The following is a 16,562-nucleotide window of genomic DNA, read 5'->3' on the forward strand; positions in this document are numbered from 1 at the left end:
AGGATTTCTGCTACAGTATATCTATTAGAGTTTATCTTTTAGGAGCGGAAATTGCAAGCACCCTTCATATGGACGTTGCTTGCCGCCAGAGGTTCCCCCTTTTGCCGGAGCCGGCTTTGCTGTAAACTGAACATGCGACAAACTGGAGGAGATAGATGATGCTGATCATTCCAATACAGGGAAAATGCAAGTACCGCATTTCGCTGGATCCGACCACCTGGATCTTCGATGACCGGAAACTTGACCTGAATACTTATTTTACTCAAGAAAAAGAAACGGAAGATGGTATGAGCGACTATATCAAGTCGACGTCCAAACACTGGTCACGCGAGCTGATGGAGGGTGCGAAAACACAGGAAGAGCTGGAGAAACCGGCAAGGAAGTTTAAGAAGCAGGAACTTCTCACCGGTACGTTCGGCATCGCCCTGGAACCTTTCCTGAAGAACGCGGAGGCGGATGAAGACGCGGAAGCGATCGTCTTTGCCGACAAGGATGGAGGCGAGCACCGCTTCCCGATTGAAGAAGCATACGGTCTGCTTTTCCAATTCAGCCGTGAAGGCAAGCCGCTGGGAGAAGAAGGCCCCGCTTTCCTCCTCCTTCCCGACGGTTCGAATATGGAGGACCCGATCAAGGGAATCCGCTCCATCATATTCGTCTGAGGAGGTGGAGTCATGCATGTGCGCTGTGTAATGTGCGAACGAGAAGAAGAGATTCCGGAAGACTCCCCGGAGGCCAAGCGGATCCGGAACAGGCCAATCCATACGTATATGTGCAGGGAGTGCCATGATCGCATCGCCGAAAAAACCGCGGAGCGGCTCGCCACCGGAAAATTCATATTCCGCCGCACATCCGAATCATCGGAAGAAGAATTTTAGGCTGTGACCAACAACCTTATAGCTGCAGACAAAGCCAGGTGAATCCTCTTTGTCTGCAGCTTTTTTCTAAGTAAATACAGCAAACGGCACGGACTCTGCAGACCAACGCTTCGCTTTTGGTCGCAAAAGTGGTCGCTTACCGCGGGCCGGCGCCAAGCCCCGCGACTGCGTCTTGCGGGTCTCGCCAGCCCGGCTTTTCCCGCAGGTGTCTCCCGGCGTCCGTGCCGTTTGCCATATGGTGTGCAGAACTAAGTTTAAACCCTCTTGGCATCAGCGGTTACCAGAGAACGATTAGTGATTACGCGGAATACTGCCAGCTACACCCCGCAGCCGAAACTCGACCAAAGGCGTCTGAGTTCCTGCCAAGCCCAGGTGAATTACAACATAAGCCTTCGGTTCAACTGAGAGTGTTTCATCTTTATACCGAATTCCACTAGTAAAAGAAGATTAGTTTATTTCGAGTTAGAGCATCATTTTAAAATGGCACGTTTGCCTAAGAAGCCCCATGGCGGATTGAAGCGCAGGGTCCGAGACACCTGCGGGAATAGCGTTAGCCGAAGACCCCGCAGAGCGCAGCTCGAGGAGGCTGAGGCAACGCCCGCGGTAAGCGAGGACCCGTAGCTGAAATCCGGAGGTTTCTCCATAAGAGCATCTTTTGCTGTCTCTACAGGAAACAAAAAAAGATTCCACGCTCAAACAGGCGTGGAATCTTTTTGTTCGTTTTTGTCGTCGTTGACCCGGCGGATCCTGTAAATGATCAGGATCAGTGCCGCGACAATCAGCCCTTCCACAATCGGAAGGAAAAACGCGAGGAATGTGAGGACCAGGCATCCGAGGAACAGGAAAAGATAGATGACCACGTTCTGCCAGGACTTCAGCTTCTTCGCAAATCCAAGATAATACACGAGGGCCGATAAGGCGAAAATGATGAAGAACAGGACATATCCCGCTGAAGTGAAAGATGGCATCGCTTCATAGACATAGCGGGAGATGGCCGACATTCTTCCGAATACTTGCTCCTCTTGCAAAATGGACATTCCTTTCGGATTCGGTTACGCGTCCTGCTCCGCCAGCTTTTTCCTCTTTGCTGCCCGCTCCCGTTCGTTTTTGTCCAGGAGCTTTTTGCGGAGACGGATGGACTTCGGCGTGACCTCACAATATTCATCGTCACTGAGGTATTCGAGCGCTTCCTCAAGCGACATGATCCGGGGCTTTTTCAGAGTGGTTGTCTGGTCTTTCGTCGCCGACCGCACGTTTGTTGCATGCTTCACTTTCGTGACGTTTACAGTCAGGTCATTGTCCCGGCTATGCTCGCCTACGATCATGCCCGCATACACTTCCGTACCCGGCTCGACAAAGATGGTACCCCTGTCTTCCACCTGAAGTATACCATATGGTGAAGCTGTACCGTTATCCATAGAAACGAGGACACCCTGATGGCGTCCGCCGATCCGGCCCTTTTGCATCGGCTGATAGCTGTCATACGTATGGTTCAGGATGCCGTAGCCATGAGTCATGGTCATGAACTCGGTCGTATAGCCGATCAGGCCGCGGGCAGGCACGTTGAAAACGAGCCGGACTTGCCCATTCCCGTTGTTGACCATATCGAGCATTTCGCCTTTTCGCTCGCCGAGCGATTCAATGACCGAACCGGTGTATTCTTCCGGTGTATCGATCTGGACACGCTCGACCGGTTCGCATCGGACACCGTCGATTTCACGGACGATGACTTCCGGCTTTGATACCTGCAGCTCGTATCCTTCACGGCGCATATTCTCGATCAGGATCGACAGGTGCAGTTCACCGCGGCCCGATACAACCCAGGCATCCGGAGAATCTGTCGGATCGACACGGAGCGAGACGTCTGTCTGGAGCTGCTGTTCCAGACGTTCTTCGATCTTGCGCGCAGTGACCCACTTGCCTTCGCGTCCGGCGAACGGGCTGTTGTTGACAAGGAATGTCATCTGAAGTGTCGGTTCATCGACATGGAGGGCAGGCAGTGCCTCAGGATGATCGACCGGGCATACTGTTTCCCCGACGTCGATGTCTTCAAAACCGGAAATGGCCACAAGGTCCCCTGCATAGGCTTCTTCGATTTCAATCCGTTTAAGACCCATGAATCCGGACATTTTGGTGATCCGGAAGTTCTTCAGCGTTCCGTCGTTCTTCATGAGAACGACCTGCTGGCCGACATGCATGGTACCGCGGAAAATACGGCCGATTCCGATCCGTCCGACATAGTCGTTGTAATCCAGCAGCGAAACCTGGAACTGAAGGGGCTCCTCCCGGTTGTCGGCAGGGGCAGGAATATTTTCCAGAATCGATTCAAACAGCACCTGCATATTTTCTCCCTGATCTGCAGGATCGGGCGAAAGGCTTGCGGTTCCGTTGATGCCGGATGCATAGATGACCGGGAATTCCAGTTGTTCGTCGTTGGCATCCAGTTCGATGAAGAGTTCAAGCACTTCATCGACCACTTCTTCGGGGCGGGCAGCGTCTTTGTCAATTTTGTTTACGACAACGATCGGCTTCAGATTCTGTTCAAGGGCTTTTTTCAGTACAAAACGGGTCTGGGGCATGGTGCCCTCATAGGAGTCAACGACAAGCAGTACGCCGTCGACCATTTTCAGGATCCGCTCGACCTCGCCCCCGAAATCGGCGTGGCCGGGCGTATCCAGAATATTGATTTTGATGTCGTGGTATTGGACAGCGGTGTTTTTCGCGAGGATCGTGATGCCCCGCTCCCGCTCGATATCATTCGAATCCATTGCGCGCTCATCGACATGTTCATTAGAACGGAAAATGCCTGATTGCTTCAGCAGCTGGTCGACAAGAGTCGTTTTTCCGTGGTCAACGTGGGCAATGATGGCGATATTTCGTAGATCTTGACGTAGGTTTGTCATATTTTCACTCACTTTTCTGTTGCCGGATTCATAACTGTGCTATTATATCACAGGAAAGGCATTTGTCATCTAATAACTACCAAGAGGCGAAAATAGCAGTTCCGGAGGAATCATTCATGAAAAATGTTCAATGGGTATTTATTCTGTACGCGCTCGCTGCGCTATTCTCAATGATCGCGATCGGTTTTGCCATCGGAGTAAAAAGTGTTCTTGGCATCATCGGCGGTATTATTTTGCTGTTTGTCGTTATGGGGATGGGTTTCAAAACGAAAAAAGCCATGCGGGACAAAGGACTCCTTTGAGTGGACCGGTTTCCCGATTCGATATAAAAGCGGAACCCGATTCAGGGCTCCGCTTTTATTATGTCTGTTTAAGCCGGATATATTGGTCCAATATGGCCTGGTGCAGTCCCTGACGGGCGGCGATGAATGTATCATTTGAAATCATGTCCGGATCTTCGCCGCGAAGGTTAGTCGAGATGGCGCCCACTTCCCGGATGATAACGGATCCCCCCGCTATGTCCCACGGTGCGAGCCTCATGGAAAGATAGGCATCGAGGCGCCCTGTAGCAACGTGCGCGAGCTCGATTGCTGCGGAGCCGTAGGACCGTGTTCCGCGGCAGTCCGCAACAAGCCGGCCAACCGCTTCATGATCGATATACCTGTTCGGAGCCACCCAACTGGCATTGATTCCTATGATAGACTTATCAACCTCCACAGGTTCCAGGACGGGCAGGCGTTCGTCGTTGCGATATGCGCCTTCTCCCCGGTAGGCGTGATAAAAATCATCCGCCATCACATCATAGATATATCCGAGCATGCCGACTCCGTCAGCGAAGATTCCAAGTGAGATGGCAAAATTGCGTCTTTGATGGATAAAGTTCATCGTCCCGTCGATGGGATCAAGGATCCATACCACGCCTTCACCCGATCTGACGTCATCACCGAAGCCTTCCTCGCCAAGTATCCGGTGCCCGGGAAAATCTCGGCGTATCCTCGATATGAAGAACTGCTCAATTTCCCGGTCAATGTCGGTTACGAGATCATTGGCGTCCGCCTTTGTCTCAATCTGTATCTTTCCCGCAAAGCTCACCCTGATTCGGTGTCCTGCTTCCTTAATCAATGATTTTGCATAACGGTCAATTGCTCCCCAGTCCATCAGGCTCCCCCTTCCCGCCTGCGCCGCAGGCCGTTCTTCTATTATAAACCGAAAGGGGATCCGCATCATTCAATGTAGCTTGAATGAATCCGGATCCCCTCGGTCCCTGTCCGCCAAACGGTCAGTTCGCCTTGAACGCTTCATACTTCTCCAGTTCTGCGTGGATCTCCTTTAGTCGTTGCTTGCTTTTCTTCTTCTGGTCGGCATCCGATTGGGACATGGCATCGTAGAGTGTGGCGAGTTCATAGTCCAGTTCCAGGTTGAGCATGCTGATATACTGTTTTTCAACTTCGGCTTTCCGGATCACATGGATGACTTGTTTCATGCTTATGCACCCTTTCACGGATTTTTTGGTCATCTCGAGCATCGTTTCAGGATCGGTCCGAGCGGTTTGTTGAGATGTCCTGTTGCAAAGATTGTTCCCCGTTTTTTGTTACAATAAACGTGGAGACGAAAAAGGAATCATCTAAGCAATCAATCGAAGGAAGTGAATAAAATGATGTTCAACGGATTTATCCGGGAGGATTTCGACACATTTAAAATAGAAGGTCTCGCCGAGCGGATGCAAGCCATCGAGGAACGTATCCGGCCAAAATTCCGTGAGCTCGGACAGGAGCTCACGGATGATCTTTCAGCGATTCTCGGACAGGAAATGCATCTCCATATCGCAAAGCATGCACGCCGCACGGTGAACCCGCCGAAAGATACGTGGCTCGCGATCGCCGGTAACAAAAGGGGATATAAAAAACATCCACATTTCCAGGTCGGGCTTTTCGACGACCGGGCGTTCATCTGGCTCGCATTCATCTATGAGCTTCCGGATAAAGCAAACATTGCCCAGCGCTTCCTGGACAGGATCGATGCGGTCGAATCGACGATTCCCGATGGGTATGTCATATCACAGGACCATATGAAAAAAGGGGCTGTGGAAGTTTCTGATATCGATCTTGCTGATGTCCTTGAACGGTTCCGCACCGTCAAGAAAGCCGAGTTGCTGATTGGCCGGAACATATCCGCAGGCGATCCGGTTTTGGAAGACGGAGAGGCGTTTTACCGGCTTGCCAAGGAGACTTTTGATACGCTCGTTCCTCTCTATAAGATGGCATACAGCTGAGAAAGCAGAAAAAAGGAGCGGGGGCTTATCGCCCCGCTCCTTTTATGATGGCTTCATCCGGTAGATCCTTCAGCTTCTTGATGACCGGATAAGCCGAGTAGCCGCTCGCTTCTTCAAACTCGGCAAACAGTTTCTTTTCCCCGGACTTCGACGGCTCGATGTCCTTGAATCTGCGATAGGCATTCATCAGTTCTCCGCGCCGGATCCCGCTTTCATATGCTTTTTCCACTGCTTCGAAGAATTTGACCGCATCAATGATTTCGTCAGTTGTCCAATCCGTCCGAAGCGGATAGGAATATCCTTCACTTGCCATCATTCATTCCTCCCGTTTTTCCCGGAGCCCCATCTCGCACGGATTTGTCCGGCTTCTTCCACCATGCGTGCGAACAGTTCCTGCACATTCGGCACATCTTCGATGAGGCCGGCAACCTGCCCTGCCCAACCGAACCCTTCATCCTCTTGTCCATCATGGATAAAGCGCCGGTTCGCCTCACCGCTGATATAGGATTTCAGTGCTTCGTACGTCGGATTCTCCTGCTCGATTTCAAGAATTTTCTCAGTCCAGCTGCCCTTCAGTACACGTGCCGGGGCACCGATCGAACGCTTGATGATGCTTGTCCCCGTCTCGGATGCAGCCAGAAGAGCTTTTCTATAGGCATCGGAAGCATCGAAGCATTCCTTTGTTGCGATAAATCGGGTCCCCATCTCGATGCCTTCCGCGCCCAATGCATGCGCTGCCATCCAGCCCCTTCCGTCACCGATTCCTCCGGATGCGACCACCGGAATCGTGACGCTGTCGACAACACGCGGCACAAGGACCATTGTTCCGATGTCGTCCCGGCCAAGATGCCCGCCACCTTCCTGGCCGACCACCATGACGGCATCCGCCCCGAGGCTTTCCGCCTTCTGAGCCTGGCGAACCGCTGCAACAAGCACCAGTTTCCGGACTCCTGTCCCTTCCAGCCGCTCAAGAAGTGGCGCAGGGTTGCCTCCTGTCATTGTGACCGCGGGGACTCCCTCTTCGATGGCGACATCCAGCATATGTTCGTATGGCCGTCCGTGCTGGCCGATTGCATAGTTGACCCCGAACGGCTTGTCAGTCATTTCTTTTACCCTCCGAATCTCCCGGCGGAGCTCATCAGGTCCGGGAAGGCTCATTGCAGTAATCTGTCCGAGCCCTCCTGCGTTAGAGACGGCTGCCGCCAGATCAGCATAAGCGAGATAAGCCAGCCCCCCTTGAATGATCGGATACCTGATGCCAAGCAGTTCAGTGATCCTCGTGTTCCATTCCATGTCAATCCCCCCTTGCTTCCATCTTATCGCATGGGAAAGAGAAGTTGAACAGTGCCGTTGTTTTCGGTGACATTTGATGGCAGTCGGTGCTATAATATCCCCTTGATATCCTGCAACATGAGAACGAGGGGGCTCCAGATTGTCACAGCTCGAAACACCATTATTCGACGCGCTCCTGAAACACCGGAACCGTCATCCGATACAATTCCATATCCCTGGCCACAAAAGAGGGCGGGGCATGGATCCCGCATTCCGGGAATTTGCAGGAGACAATATCCTGTCGGTTGACCTGATCAACATCGCTCCGCTTGATGATCTCCATGCGCCGAAGGGGGCCATCCACAAAGCACAGGAACTGGCGGCCAGAGCGTTCGGGGCCGATTACACCTTCTTTTCCGTACAAGGGACGAGCGGTGCCATCATGACGATGATTCTCAGCGTCTGTGAACCTGGGGATAAAATCATCGTTCCGCGAAATGTCCATAAATCAGTCATGTCCGCCATTGTCTTTGCCGGAGCCGTGCCGGTGTTCATCCATCCTGAAGTCGACCCGGAACTCGGCATCTCGCACGGAATCTCTGCGGAAGCCGCTGAAACAGCGCTTGCGGCCCACCCTGATGCAAAGGGCCTGCTCGTCATCAATCCGACCTATTATGGGGTCTGTGCAGACCTGGAGAGGATTGTTGACATCAGCCATGGCTATGGCATACCGGTGCTGGTCGATGAGGCGCACGGCGTTCATATCCACTTCAATGACAGCCTGCCCGTATCCGCCATGCAGGCCGGTGCCGACATGGCCGCCACTTCCGTACACAAGCTCGGCGGCGCGATGACGCAAGGCTCCGTCCTGAATGTGCGGGAAGGTCTTGTGTCAACCAAGCGGGTCCAGTCGATCCTTTCGATGCTGACGACCACATCCACTTCGTACCCGATCCTGGCGTCGATCGACTGCGCCCGCAGACAGCTCGCCATGCACGGCAATGATCTTCTGGATGAAACGATCCGGCTGGCGAAGGATGCACGGAAGCGGATCAATAAGATCCCGGGCCTCTGGTGCCCGGGCCGCGAACTGATCCGGAGTTCGGCCACCTATGATATTGATCCGACAAAACTTCTGATCAGCGTCAAGGACCTGTCGATCACCGGCAGCCAGGCTGAAGTATGGCTGCGGGAAAATGCCAACATCGAGGTTGAACTGTCGGACCTGTACAATATCCTGTGCATCCTCACAATCGGCGATACCGGAAAAGAAGTGAGCCTATTGGTCAACGCGCTAAAGAGGATGGCCGACACATTCGCACCGGATGGTTCCGAACGCCCGCCGTTTGTGGCCCTTCCGGAGATTCCTGCACTTGCGCTCACTCCGAGGGATGCCTTCTATGCGCAGACCGAAGCCATTCCGCTCGATGAAGCGGAGGGGCGGATCTCCGCTGAGTTCATCATGGTGTATCCGCCGGGAATCCCGATTGTCATCCCTGGGGAAATTGTCACACAGGATAACATCGACTATATCCGGATGAACATGGAAGCCGGCCTCCCTGTCCAGGGACCCGAGGATGACACGCTGCAGAACCTTCTCGTCATCAAAGAGAGGATGCCGATCATCTCGTGATTCAAAATAAAAATGGAGAGCGCGGATCATTCCGGCGCTCTCCTTTTTATTGGGCCGTTTCCGGCATTTTGATTGTTGCTGGATCAATCAGCGTGTACCCTTTATCACGCAGTCCCTGAACAATCTTCGGCAGGGCGGCAGCCGTCCATTCCCGGTCATGCATCAGCAGATTTGCCCCGTTGTTCAGATATTCCGTGTTGACCATGATATCAGCAAGAGCCTCACTGTTCTGATACTGGGACTCCCAGTCATAGCCATATGTCCAGTTCATGATGAGCATCCCTTCGTCCGCTGCAAGTTGCCGGGTGAAATCCGTATTCACCCCGAACGGCGCCCGGAAGAACTTCGGCTTTTCCCCCGTCACCTGCTCCACGATTTCATTTACGCCGAGAATCTCCTCACGCTGAGCCTCCTCGGGAATCTGCTTAAGGTTCGGATGTGACATCGTATGGTTGCCGATCGGGAACCCCATCTCGTGGATCTCTTTCAGCACCGCCTTTTCTTCGTCGGTGTCGATGAAGTGGCCGTTGACAAAAAAGATGGCCGGCGCGTCCATTTCCTTCAGGGTCTTCGCCATCTCAAGCGCGTGCTTGTCCGGTGCATCATCGAACGTCAGCAGGGCTGCCTTCGGATCGGCATCACCGATCGGCTGGAACGACCAGGTGGCTTCATTCAGCTCATAGAGCGGTTTGGCTGGTTCCGCAGCGGCCGGTACTTGCCCGTCGCCGTTGCCTTCTTCTTTTTCCTCATCGGTATCTTCCGCAGGCTTCTTCTCAGCTTCGCCGCTGTCCGCTTTTTCTTCTGTCTGTTCATCCTGGCGGTCCTGCGCATCTTCGCTGTCTGCAGAATCCTCCGGACCCGCGCAGCCTCCGAGCAGGACGGCAGCCAGTGCGGCACCCGCCATCCAATATCTAAGCTTCATTTCTGCACCACATCCCTTCTCTTCTATCAGTCTATCATCGCCGAAGGTCACGGCACAATCCGACAAAGGGAGTTTTTAGGAAACGAAAAAAGAGAGCGGAAAGTCCGCTCTCTTTCTGTCGTGATTATTTCAGGATATGGATCGGATTGCCAAGAACGACTTCCGCCGCTTCCATCGAAATCTCCCCGAGTGTCGGGTGAGCGTGGATGGTCATGGCGATATCTTCGACTGTCATACCCGCTTCGATGGCCAGTCCAAGTTCCGCGATCATATCGGATGCGCCTGCACCGACAATCTGAGCGCCAAGGAGAAGTCCGTCTTCCTTGCGGGAGACCAGTTTGACGAAGCCGTCTGCAGCGTCCAGCGCGAGCGCGCGGCCGTTTGCACCGAACGGGAATTTGCCCGCCGTCACTTCGTAGCCTTCCGCTTTCGCCTGCTCTTCGTTCAGGCCGACTGTTGCCAGTTCCGGATCCGTGAAGCACACAGCCGGGATTGCCATGTAGTCGACTTCCGATTTTTCGCCGGCAATGGCTTCAGCTGCGATTTTACCTTCATAGGAAGCTTTGTGTGCGAGCTGAGGGCCCGGAACAATATCTCCGATTGCAAAGATGTTGGACACGCTTGTGCGGCCCTGGCGGTCGACTTCGATGAGACCGCGCTCTCCGAATTTCACGCCGGCTTCCTCGAGGCCCATCTCGTCAGTGTTCGGGCGGCGTCCGACTGTAACGAGGACGTAATCCGCCTCGATTGTCTGTTCTTCACCTTTTGCTTCATAGGTGACCTTGACGCCGTTCTCAGTTTCTTCTGCGCCTTTCGCCATCGCCTGAGTGACGATTTCGACGCCTTTTTTCTTGAGGCCTTTTTTGACGATCTGCGTCATCTGCTTTTCAAAGCCTGCGAGAATATCCTTCGCACCTTCGAGAATCGTCACTTCGGAGCCGAGGTTGGCATATGCCGAGCCAAGCTCCGTGCCGATATAGCCGCCGCCGATGACGACCAGCTTGCCTGGAACTTCTTCAAGGTTCAGTGCGCCTGTCGAATCGATGATGCGCTTAGAGAACTTGAACGAAGGAATTTCCACGGGACGGGATCCTGTTGCAAGAATCGCATTCTTGAATTTATAAGTCTGTGCGGATTTGTCATCCATGACACGGACTGTGTTGGTGTCGACAAAGTAGGCTTCGCCTTGTACGATTTCAACTTTGTTGCCTTTCAGGAGGCCTTCGACTCCGCCGGTCAATTTCTTGACGACGCTATTCTTGAATTCCTGCGCCTTGGAGAAGTCAAGTTTCACATCGGAGGTGCTGATGCCCATGTTGTCTGCGCCTTTCGCTTCGACAAAGCGGTGGCCGACACTGATGAGCGCTTTGGACGGGATGCAGCCTACGTTCAGGCATACGCCGCCAAGATTTTCACGTTCTACAATCGTCACTTTCTGGCCCGTCTGTGCTGCGCGGATTGCTGCAACATATCCTCCCGGGCCGGAACCGATGACGATTGTATCTGTTTCAATTGGAAAATCACCTACTACCATTTTTTACGCCTCCATTAGTAAAAGTTCCGGATTCGACAGCAGCCGCTTGATATGGTTCAGCGCCTGCTGGGCCGTGACGCCATCGATCATCCGGTGATCATAGCTCAATGATAATGCTAACATAGGAGCCGCCACGATTTCACCATTTTTGACAACCGGTTTTTCTGCAATGCGCCCGATTCCGAGGATTGCGACTTCCGGATGGTTGATGACCGGTGTGAACCACTGTCCGCTTGCAGAGCCGAGGTTCGAGATGGACATCGAGCCGCCCTTCATCTCGTTTGGCGCCAGTTTGCCATCGCGTGCTTTCGCCGCAAGCTGATTGATTTCATCAGAAATCGCGAAGACCGATTTCCGGTCGGCGTTTTTGATGACCGGCACAAGCAGTCCGCGATCGGTGTCTGCCGCGATGCCCACGTTGAAGTAATGTTTCTGGATGACTTCTTCTGTCGAATCGTCATAGGACACGTTCAGCTGCGGATATTCACGGAGCGTGCTCACGAGTGCTTTGACGACATATGGCAGATACGTCAGCTTGATTTCCTTTTCCGCAGCAATCTCCTTGAACTTCCGGCGGTGTTCCACAAGTGCCGTCACATCGACTTCATCCAGATGCGTGACGTGCGGTGCCGTGTGCTTCGAGTTGACCATCGCTTTGGCGATCGCCTTGCGGATCGGGGAGATCTTCTCCCGGGTTTCCGGAAATTCTCCTTCAGGCAGCTGAGTTGCCGCAGCCGGACGTGCCTTTTCTTCTCCTGCAGGCGCCGTTTCCTGGGCTGCAGCAGATTCCTGTCCTTCAGCCGGCTGCTGGCCGCCGTTCATGAATGCGTCCACATCTTCTTTGAGAACACGGCCGTTTTTGCCGCTTCCTCCAACCTCGTGAATATCGACATCATTGTCACGGGCGTATTTTCGCACCGATGGCATGGCAATTACACGTCCGTCTTTCTGCTTGCCCGATTTTTGGGAAGCAGCCGGTGCTACGCCCTGCTCTTTTTCGGTTTTCGGCGCTTCTTCTTTTTCGAGGTCCTGTCCGGATTCAAGGGAAGCCTGCACCTGGTCATCGGTTTTGTCCGAGCCCTCGTCCTGAGCTTCCTCTTCGCCTTGATGGTCAGGTGAATCGATTTTGATCAGGAGATCTCCGACAACTGCGACTTCACCTTCGCCTACCAGGATGTCCTCGACTGTTCCGTCCACGGGAGAAGGAATTTCAACGACTGCTTTATCGTTCTGCACTTCGCAAAGAACGTCATCTTCCTGGATGGTATCGCCTTTGTTGACGAACCACTTTACGATTTCTCCTTCATGGATGCCTTCACCGATATCCGGCATACGAAATTCAAATGCCACACCTCTCACCCTTTCTTTATTTAAAATCGGCTATCAGAATTCAAGAACTTTTTTAGCGGTTTCCACAATATCCTTTGCCCCCGGCAGCCAGGTGTTCTCGCCCTGCGCATAAGGATAAATCGTATCAGGGGCCGTCACACGGAGGACAGGAGCTTCCAGGCTCAGGATTGCGCGCTCCGTGATTTCCGCAACCACGTTCGCGGCGATGCCCGCCTGGCGCTGTGCTTCCTGGACAACGATCGCCCGGTTGGTTTTCTCGACCGAAGAGATGATGGTTTCGACATCGAGCGGCTGGACCGTGCGGAGGTCGATGACTTCAACTGAATGACCTTCTTTTTCAAGTTCCTCGGCCGCCTTCAGGCTTTCGCGGACCATGGCACCGTATGTGATGATCGACAAGTCTGTGCCTTCTTTTTTCACATCGGCCTTGCCGAGTGGGATTGTGTATTCTTCCTCCGGAACTTCTTCGCGGAATGAGCGGTACAGCTTCATATGTTCAAGGAAGATGACAGGATCTTCGTCGCGGATTGAAGAGATCAGCAAACCTTTCGCATCGTATGGCCCTGAGGGGATGACCACTTTAAGGCCCGGTTGCTGTGCCATGAGCCCCTCAAGGCTGTCGGCATGCATTTCCGGTGTGGCGACCCCGCCGCCGAACGGCGAACGGATGGTGACCGGTGCGTGGAAATGGCCGGCACTGCGGAAGCTCATCCGTGCAAGCTGTCCGCTGATTGAGTCCATCACTTCATAGACGAACCCGAAAAACTGAATTTCCGGTACCGGACGGAAGCCTTGCAGCGAGAGACCCACCGCCAGGCCGCCGATGCCGGATTCGGCCAGTGGCGTGTCGAAAACGCGGTCTTCTCCGAATTCTTTCTGGAGTCCTTCCGTAGCACGGAAGACGCCTCCGTTAACGCCGACGTCCTCCCCGAAGACGAGGACATTCTCATCATTTTTAAGCTCAGTACGGAGTGCATCCGTAATCGCTTGGATCATCGTCATTTGTGCCATCGGTCACTTCGACTCCTTCTCTGTATAGATGTCAAGCTGCTCTTTCACATTCTGCGGCATTTCTCCGCGGTACATGATGTTGAGGAAATCGCTCACTTTCTGTTTTGGAGCGGCATCCGCCTTCTTGATTGCAGCCTTGATTTCTTCCTTGGCTCGGTCGATCACTTCGTTTTCCTTTTCCTCGTTCCAGAGGCCCTTGCCCTCCAGATACTTGCGGAAACGGATAAGCGGATCGCGTTTTTCCCATTCCGAGTCAGTCTCGGATGTACGGTAGCGGGTCGGATCGTCCCCCGCCATCGTGTGCGGGCCATATCGGTAGCACATCGTCTCGATGAGTGTCGGGCCGCCACCGTTAATCGCGCGTTCACGTGCCTGCTTTGTGACCGCATAAACGGCAAGCGGGTCCATCCCGTCAACAAGTACGCTCGGGATTCCTGCGGCAATCCCCTTCTGTGCCAGTGTTTTCGCTTTGGTCTGAAGCGAACGCGGTGTCGAAATCGCATACTGGTTGTTCTGGATGATGAAGATTGCAGGAGAGTTGAATGCCCCTGCAAAGTTGATCCCCTCGTAGAAGTCACCCTGCGAAGTACCACCATCACCCGTATAGGTGATGACAACGGACTTTTCGCCACGCTTCTGCTTGCCGAGCGCTACGCCGGCAGCCTGGATGTACTGGGCACCGATGATAATCTGAGGCAAGAAGATATTGACACCGTCAGGAACATCGCTGCCATGGAAATGGCCGCGCGACCATAGGAATGCCTGTTCCAGCGGCAGGCCATGGAAAATGATCTGTGGTACGTCTCGGTAACCAGGCAGAATGAAGTCTTCGCTTTCCAGCGCGAAGTGGGATGCCAGTTGGGAAGCTTCCTGGCCTGCAGTCGGCGCATAGAAACCGAGTCGTCCCTGTCGGTTGAGGGAAATAGAGCGCTGGTCAAGGATCCTTGTCCAGACCATACGGGTCATCAGCTCTGTCAGTTGCTCATCGCTTAGTCCCGGGTCCATCTCTTTATTGATGATTTCCCCTTCATCATTGAGAATCTGGAGCATTTCGAATTTATCTTCGATTTCACGGAGGTTTTGTTCCGGATCGAATGCGTTTGCCTTCTTGGCAGCCATTGCGGCAACTCTCCTTTAGCTGTATTATCGTTTTTATTTCTTTGATTGGTACACTTGACTCGGTTTGAATTATACAAGACCGCAAAATGCTAGTCAATACAAGGGTTTGAAAGCGCTTTTAGTATTAGTACACAGATGATTTTTCCATCACCTGTATTAACACATGGGATCGGTTTGTTTTAGCGCGCATTCGTCAACATTTCCAGTATTCCCTTTATGGAAATGAAAAAACGCCCGGAAGTCGATGCTTCCGGGCAACTGGTCATTCATTTTTCTTCAGAGCCGCTGATTGCGGCATAGGCTTCTTTTTTCTGCTCGTTGACAGCTTCGGTCGCTTCGTTGAAGGCATCCGCCGCAGCGGTCACTTCCGCATTTCCATCGTTGACCGCTTTCACCTTCTCCTGGATCGCCTGAAAATCAGCTTGTTCATCCGTTGCCAGGCTATACAGTTCTTTTTGCAGGCCGGCTGTCTTTTCATAGATTCCGGAGAATTCCTCATGTGCTGCATACCGGTCGGCCATCGACTTCTTCAGTTTCCCGACTGCTTCACTTACCGGAGCTTCTTCATCCTTGCCGATTTCATCAAGTCCCGACAATTCTTTTTCCGCTTTGCCGAGCGCTTCTTTCCCCTTTTCCAGCAGATCAAGGCGTTCTTCGGCAGATTCATTCGCTTCATCGGCCAATACCGACAGTTTCTCACGATCTTCCTGGGTCAGCTCCATCATTGCGTTGAACTTTCCGAACTCTTCTTTTTCAAGCGACGCCATTTTCTCCTGTGCTTCCAGGAACGGTTGCTCCTTTTCCTGGATCGTTCCGATCGCATCTGAAAGCCGTTCTTCGGCGGATGCGCCGAAAGAGCAGGCGGAAAGGAGCATCGCTGCAGCAAGCATTGTGCCCGCCAATCTTTTTTTCATCTCCGTCTCCCCTTCCATTTCCTATTTCTACTATATTCGCTGGACGCTATGTTTTCAATGAGACGGGACATTTTGTTTCATCAACCCGCCTGTGCCGTATATAATGGGAAACAAGGTATACCGTACGAAAGGAAGTCAGCTGCCATGATTACGATGGACCAGATTATCCGCGAAGGTCATCCGACCCTCCGAAAAAAAGCGGAGGAAGTGAAATTTCCTCTCACACAAGAAGAAAAGAAAATTGCCGGCGATATGCTCGAGTTCCTGAAAAACAGTCAGGATCCCGAGAAGGCTGAAAAATACGGATTGCGCGCAGGCATCGGGCTCGCAGCCAACCAGATTGATGTACCTAAGCGGATGTTCGCCCTGCATATTATCGATGAAGGCGCGGAGCCGCTCAGCCTGACGATCATCAACCCGAAAATCGTCAGTCATTCCGCCAAGAAGTCCTATCTTCCCGGAGGAGAAGGCTGTCTGTCTGTGGACAGGGACGTGCCGGGCTTTGTCCCCCGCTACTCCAAAATCACAGTCAAGGGCTTCACACCCGAGGGAGAGCCCATCAAGAAACGGCTGAAAGGCCTGCAAGCAATCGCTTTCCAGCACGAGCTTGATCACCTCAATGGTGTGATGTTCTACGATCACATCGATCCGGACGAACCGTTCCGCGAGTACAATGATGCGGAACCGCTGAAGGCCGATGAAGAATAATAGCCGGGTCCGCTATCGGTCCCGGTCCTTTGCAGACAGGCTTGTCCTG

18 protein-coding genes are annotated in these 16,562 nt (G+C 53.0%); 6 read left to right on the forward strand and 12 right to left on the reverse strand.

What is annotated here, in order from left to right; all coding sequences use genetic code 11:
- The first annotated feature begins 155 nt into the window (after window positions 1-155).
- Complete coding sequence (locus tag DZC51_RS13100; protein WP_157296614.1) at window positions 156-659, forward strand: peptidyl-prolyl cis-trans isomerase; 504 nt, start codon at window positions 156-158, stop codon at window positions 657-659.
- A gap of 12 nt (window positions 660-671) precedes the next feature.
- Window positions 672-875 (forward strand): YlaI family protein, encoded by a 204-nt coding sequence (locus tag DZC51_RS13105; RefSeq protein WP_063179587.1) that lies wholly within the window; start codon window positions 672-674, stop codon window positions 873-875.
- Between the two features lie 692 nt (window positions 876-1,567).
- Here DZC51_RS13105 and DZC51_RS13110 read toward each other — a convergent pair.
- Together DZC51_RS13110 and typA are read right to left on the reverse strand one after the other, a co-directional pair.
- The gene (locus DZC51_RS13110) at window positions 1,568-1,876 is read right to left on the reverse strand and encodes a YlaH-like family protein (RefSeq protein WP_370513696.1); all 309 of its coding nucleotides are present in this window, start codon (window positions 1,874-1,876) and stop codon (window positions 1,568-1,570) included.
- 51 nt (window positions 1,877-1,927) lie between these two features.
- Window positions 1,928-3,778, reverse strand: a complete 1,851-nt coding sequence (typA, locus tag DZC51_RS13115; protein ID WP_157296618.1) for a translational GTPase TypA — start codon at window positions 3,776-3,778, stop codon at window positions 1,928-1,930.
- A gap of 116 nt (window positions 3,779-3,894) precedes the next feature.
- Here typA and DZC51_RS13120 point away from each other — a divergent pair, with 116 nt between their 5' ends.
- Complete coding sequence (locus DZC51_RS13120) at window positions 3,895-4,080, forward strand: YlaF family protein (protein WP_063179591.1); 186 nt, start codon at window positions 3,895-3,897, stop codon at window positions 4,078-4,080.
- Window positions 4,081-4,138: 58 nt separating this feature from the next.
- Here the strand turns inward: DZC51_RS13120 and DZC51_RS13125 are convergent, their stop codons facing one another.
- Together DZC51_RS13125 and DZC51_RS13130 are read right to left on the reverse strand one after the other, a co-directional pair.
- Entirely contained in the window at window positions 4,139-4,936 is a 798-nt protein-coding gene (locus tag DZC51_RS13125; protein WP_157296621.1) for an inositol monophosphatase family protein, read from the reverse strand.
- A gap of 121 nt (window positions 4,937-5,057) precedes the next feature.
- Window positions 5,058-5,261, reverse strand: coding sequence for a hypothetical protein (locus DZC51_RS13130; protein ID WP_157296623.1), 204 nt, complete (start codon window positions 5,259-5,261; stop codon window positions 5,058-5,060).
- A 171-nt stretch (window positions 5,262-5,432) separates the two neighbouring features.
- Here DZC51_RS13130 and DZC51_RS13135 point away from each other — a divergent pair, with 171 nt between their 5' ends.
- Window positions 5,433-6,050: a DUF1054 domain-containing protein gene (locus tag DZC51_RS13135; RefSeq protein ID WP_157296625.1), complete on the forward strand. Its 618-nt coding sequence runs from the start codon at window positions 5,433-5,435 to the stop codon at window positions 6,048-6,050.
- Window positions 6,051-6,075: 25 nt separating this feature from the next.
- Here DZC51_RS13135 and DZC51_RS13140 read toward each other — a convergent pair whose 3' ends face one another.
- On the reverse strand, window positions 6,076-6,366 hold the full coding sequence (locus DZC51_RS13140; RefSeq protein ID WP_157296626.1) for a UPF0223 family protein: 291 nt from the start codon (window positions 6,364-6,366) through the stop codon (window positions 6,076-6,078).
- Entirely contained in the window at window positions 6,363-7,343 is a 981-nt protein-coding gene (locus tag DZC51_RS13145; protein ID WP_157296628.1) for an NAD(P)H-dependent flavin oxidoreductase, read from the reverse strand. The genes DZC51_RS13140 and DZC51_RS13145 overlap by 4 nt, the downstream gene beginning before the upstream one ends.
- Window positions 7,344-7,482: 139 nt before the next feature.
- Here DZC51_RS13145 and DZC51_RS13150 point away from each other — a divergent pair, with 139 nt between their 5' ends.
- Complete coding sequence (locus tag DZC51_RS13150) at window positions 7,483-8,955, forward strand: aminotransferase class I/II-fold pyridoxal phosphate-dependent enzyme (RefSeq protein ID WP_157296630.1); 1,473 nt, start codon at window positions 7,483-7,485, stop codon at window positions 8,953-8,955.
- A 46-nt stretch (window positions 8,956-9,001) separates the two neighbouring features.
- On the opposite strand, the gene DZC51_RS13155 is transcribed toward DZC51_RS13150, so the two are convergent.
- The 6 genes from DZC51_RS13155 to DZC51_RS13180 all read right to left on the reverse strand — a co-directional run bounded on the left by DZC51_RS13155 (window position 9,002) and on the right by DZC51_RS13180 (window position 15,805).
- Window positions 9,002-9,877 carry a polysaccharide deacetylase family protein gene (locus DZC51_RS13155; protein ID WP_157296632.1) on the reverse strand — a complete coding sequence of 292 codons (876 nt, stop codon included), beginning with the start codon at window positions 9,875-9,877 and terminating at the stop codon, window positions 9,002-9,004.
- 124 nt (window positions 9,878-10,001) lie between these two features.
- Window positions 10,002-11,411 carry a dihydrolipoyl dehydrogenase gene (lpdA, locus tag DZC51_RS13160; RefSeq protein ID WP_157296634.1) on the reverse strand — a complete coding sequence of 470 codons (1,410 nt, stop codon included), beginning with the start codon at window positions 11,409-11,411 and terminating at the stop codon, window positions 10,002-10,004.
- 3 nt (window positions 11,412-11,414) lie between these two features.
- On the reverse strand, window positions 11,415-12,761 hold the full coding sequence (locus DZC51_RS13165; RefSeq protein WP_157296636.1) for a dihydrolipoamide acetyltransferase family protein: 1,347 nt from the start codon (window positions 12,759-12,761) through the stop codon (window positions 11,415-11,417).
- A 33-nt stretch (window positions 12,762-12,794) separates the two neighbouring features.
- Window positions 12,795-13,772, reverse strand: coding sequence for an alpha-ketoacid dehydrogenase subunit beta (locus tag DZC51_RS13170; protein WP_157296638.1), 978 nt, complete (start codon window positions 13,770-13,772; stop codon window positions 12,795-12,797).
- Window positions 13,773-13,775: 3 nt separating this feature from the next.
- On the reverse strand, window positions 13,776-14,891 hold the full coding sequence (pdhA, locus tag DZC51_RS13175; protein WP_157296640.1) for a pyruvate dehydrogenase (acetyl-transferring) E1 component subunit alpha: 1,116 nt from the start codon (window positions 14,889-14,891) through the stop codon (window positions 13,776-13,778).
- A 266-nt stretch (window positions 14,892-15,157) separates the two neighbouring features.
- Window positions 15,158-15,805 carry a YkyA family protein gene (locus tag DZC51_RS13180; protein ID WP_157296642.1) on the reverse strand — a complete coding sequence of 216 codons (648 nt, stop codon included), beginning with the start codon at window positions 15,803-15,805 and terminating at the stop codon, window positions 15,158-15,160.
- 144 nt (window positions 15,806-15,949) lie between these two features.
- On the opposite strand from DZC51_RS13180, the gene def reads away from it, so the two are divergent.
- Window positions 15,950-16,513, forward strand: coding sequence for a peptide deformylase (gene def, locus DZC51_RS13185; protein WP_157296644.1), 564 nt, complete (start codon window positions 15,950-15,952; stop codon window positions 16,511-16,513).
- Window positions 16,514-16,562 lie beyond the last annotated feature (49 nt).

It is taken from the genome of Bhargavaea sp. CC-171006 (assembly GCF_009761675.1).
Taxonomy (GTDB): domain Bacteria; phylum Bacillota; class Bacilli; order Bacillales_A; family Planococcaceae; genus Bhargavaea; species Bhargavaea changchunensis.

Excerpts from the sequence above, each read along its gene's own strand:
- DZC51_RS13110 (WP_370513696.1), bottom strand. The coding sequence starts at position 1,876 with ATGTCGGCCATCTCCCGCTATGTCTATGAAGCGATGCCATCTTTCACT.
- DZC51_RS13155 (WP_157296632.1), bottom strand. The coding sequence starts at position 9,877 with ATGAAGCTTAGATATTGGATGGCGGGTGCCGCACTGGCTGCCGTCCTG.
- DZC51_RS13120 (WP_063179591.1), top strand. The coding sequence starts at position 3,895 with ATGAAAAATGTTCAATGGGTATTTATTCTGTACGCGCTCGCTGCGCTA.
- typA (WP_157296618.1), bottom strand. The coding sequence starts at position 3,778 with ATGACAAACCTACGTCAAGATCTACGAAATATCGCCATCATTGCCCAC.
- DZC51_RS13140 (WP_157296626.1), bottom strand. The coding sequence starts at position 6,366 with ATGATGGCAAGTGAAGGATATTCCTATCCGCTTCGGACGGATTGGACA.
- DZC51_RS13170 (WP_157296638.1), bottom strand. The coding sequence starts at position 13,772 with ATGGCACAAATGACGATGATCCAAGCGATTACGGATGCACTCCGTACT.
- DZC51_RS13125 (WP_157296621.1), bottom strand. The coding sequence starts at position 4,936 with ATGGACTGGGGAGCAATTGACCGTTATGCAAAATCATTGATTAAGGAA.
- DZC51_RS13100 (WP_157296614.1), top strand. The coding sequence starts at position 156 with ATGATGCTGATCATTCCAATACAGGGAAAATGCAAGTACCGCATTTCG.
- DZC51_RS13130 (WP_157296623.1), bottom strand. The coding sequence starts at position 5,261 with ATGAAACAAGTCATCCATGTGATCCGGAAAGCCGAAGTTGAAAAACAG.
- DZC51_RS13135 (WP_157296625.1), top strand. The coding sequence starts at position 5,433 with ATGATGTTCAACGGATTTATCCGGGAGGATTTCGACACATTTAAAATA.
- def (WP_157296644.1), top strand. The coding sequence starts at position 15,950 with ATGATTACGATGGACCAGATTATCCGCGAAGGTCATCCGACCCTCCGA.
- lpdA (WP_157296634.1), bottom strand. The coding sequence starts at position 11,411 with ATGGTAGTAGGTGATTTTCCAATTGAAACAGATACAATCGTCATCGGT.
- DZC51_RS13145 (WP_157296628.1), bottom strand. The coding sequence starts at position 7,343 with ATGGAATGGAACACGAGGATCACTGAACTGCTTGGCATCAGGTATCCG.
- DZC51_RS13105 (WP_063179587.1), top strand. The coding sequence starts at position 672 with ATGCATGTGCGCTGTGTAATGTGCGAACGAGAAGAAGAGATTCCGGAA.
- pdhA (WP_157296640.1), bottom strand. The coding sequence starts at position 14,891 with ATGGCTGCCAAGAAGGCAAACGCATTCGATCCGGAACAAAACCTCCGT.
- DZC51_RS13180 (WP_157296642.1), bottom strand. The coding sequence starts at position 15,805 with ATGAAAAAAAGATTGGCGGGCACAATGCTTGCTGCAGCGATGCTCCTT.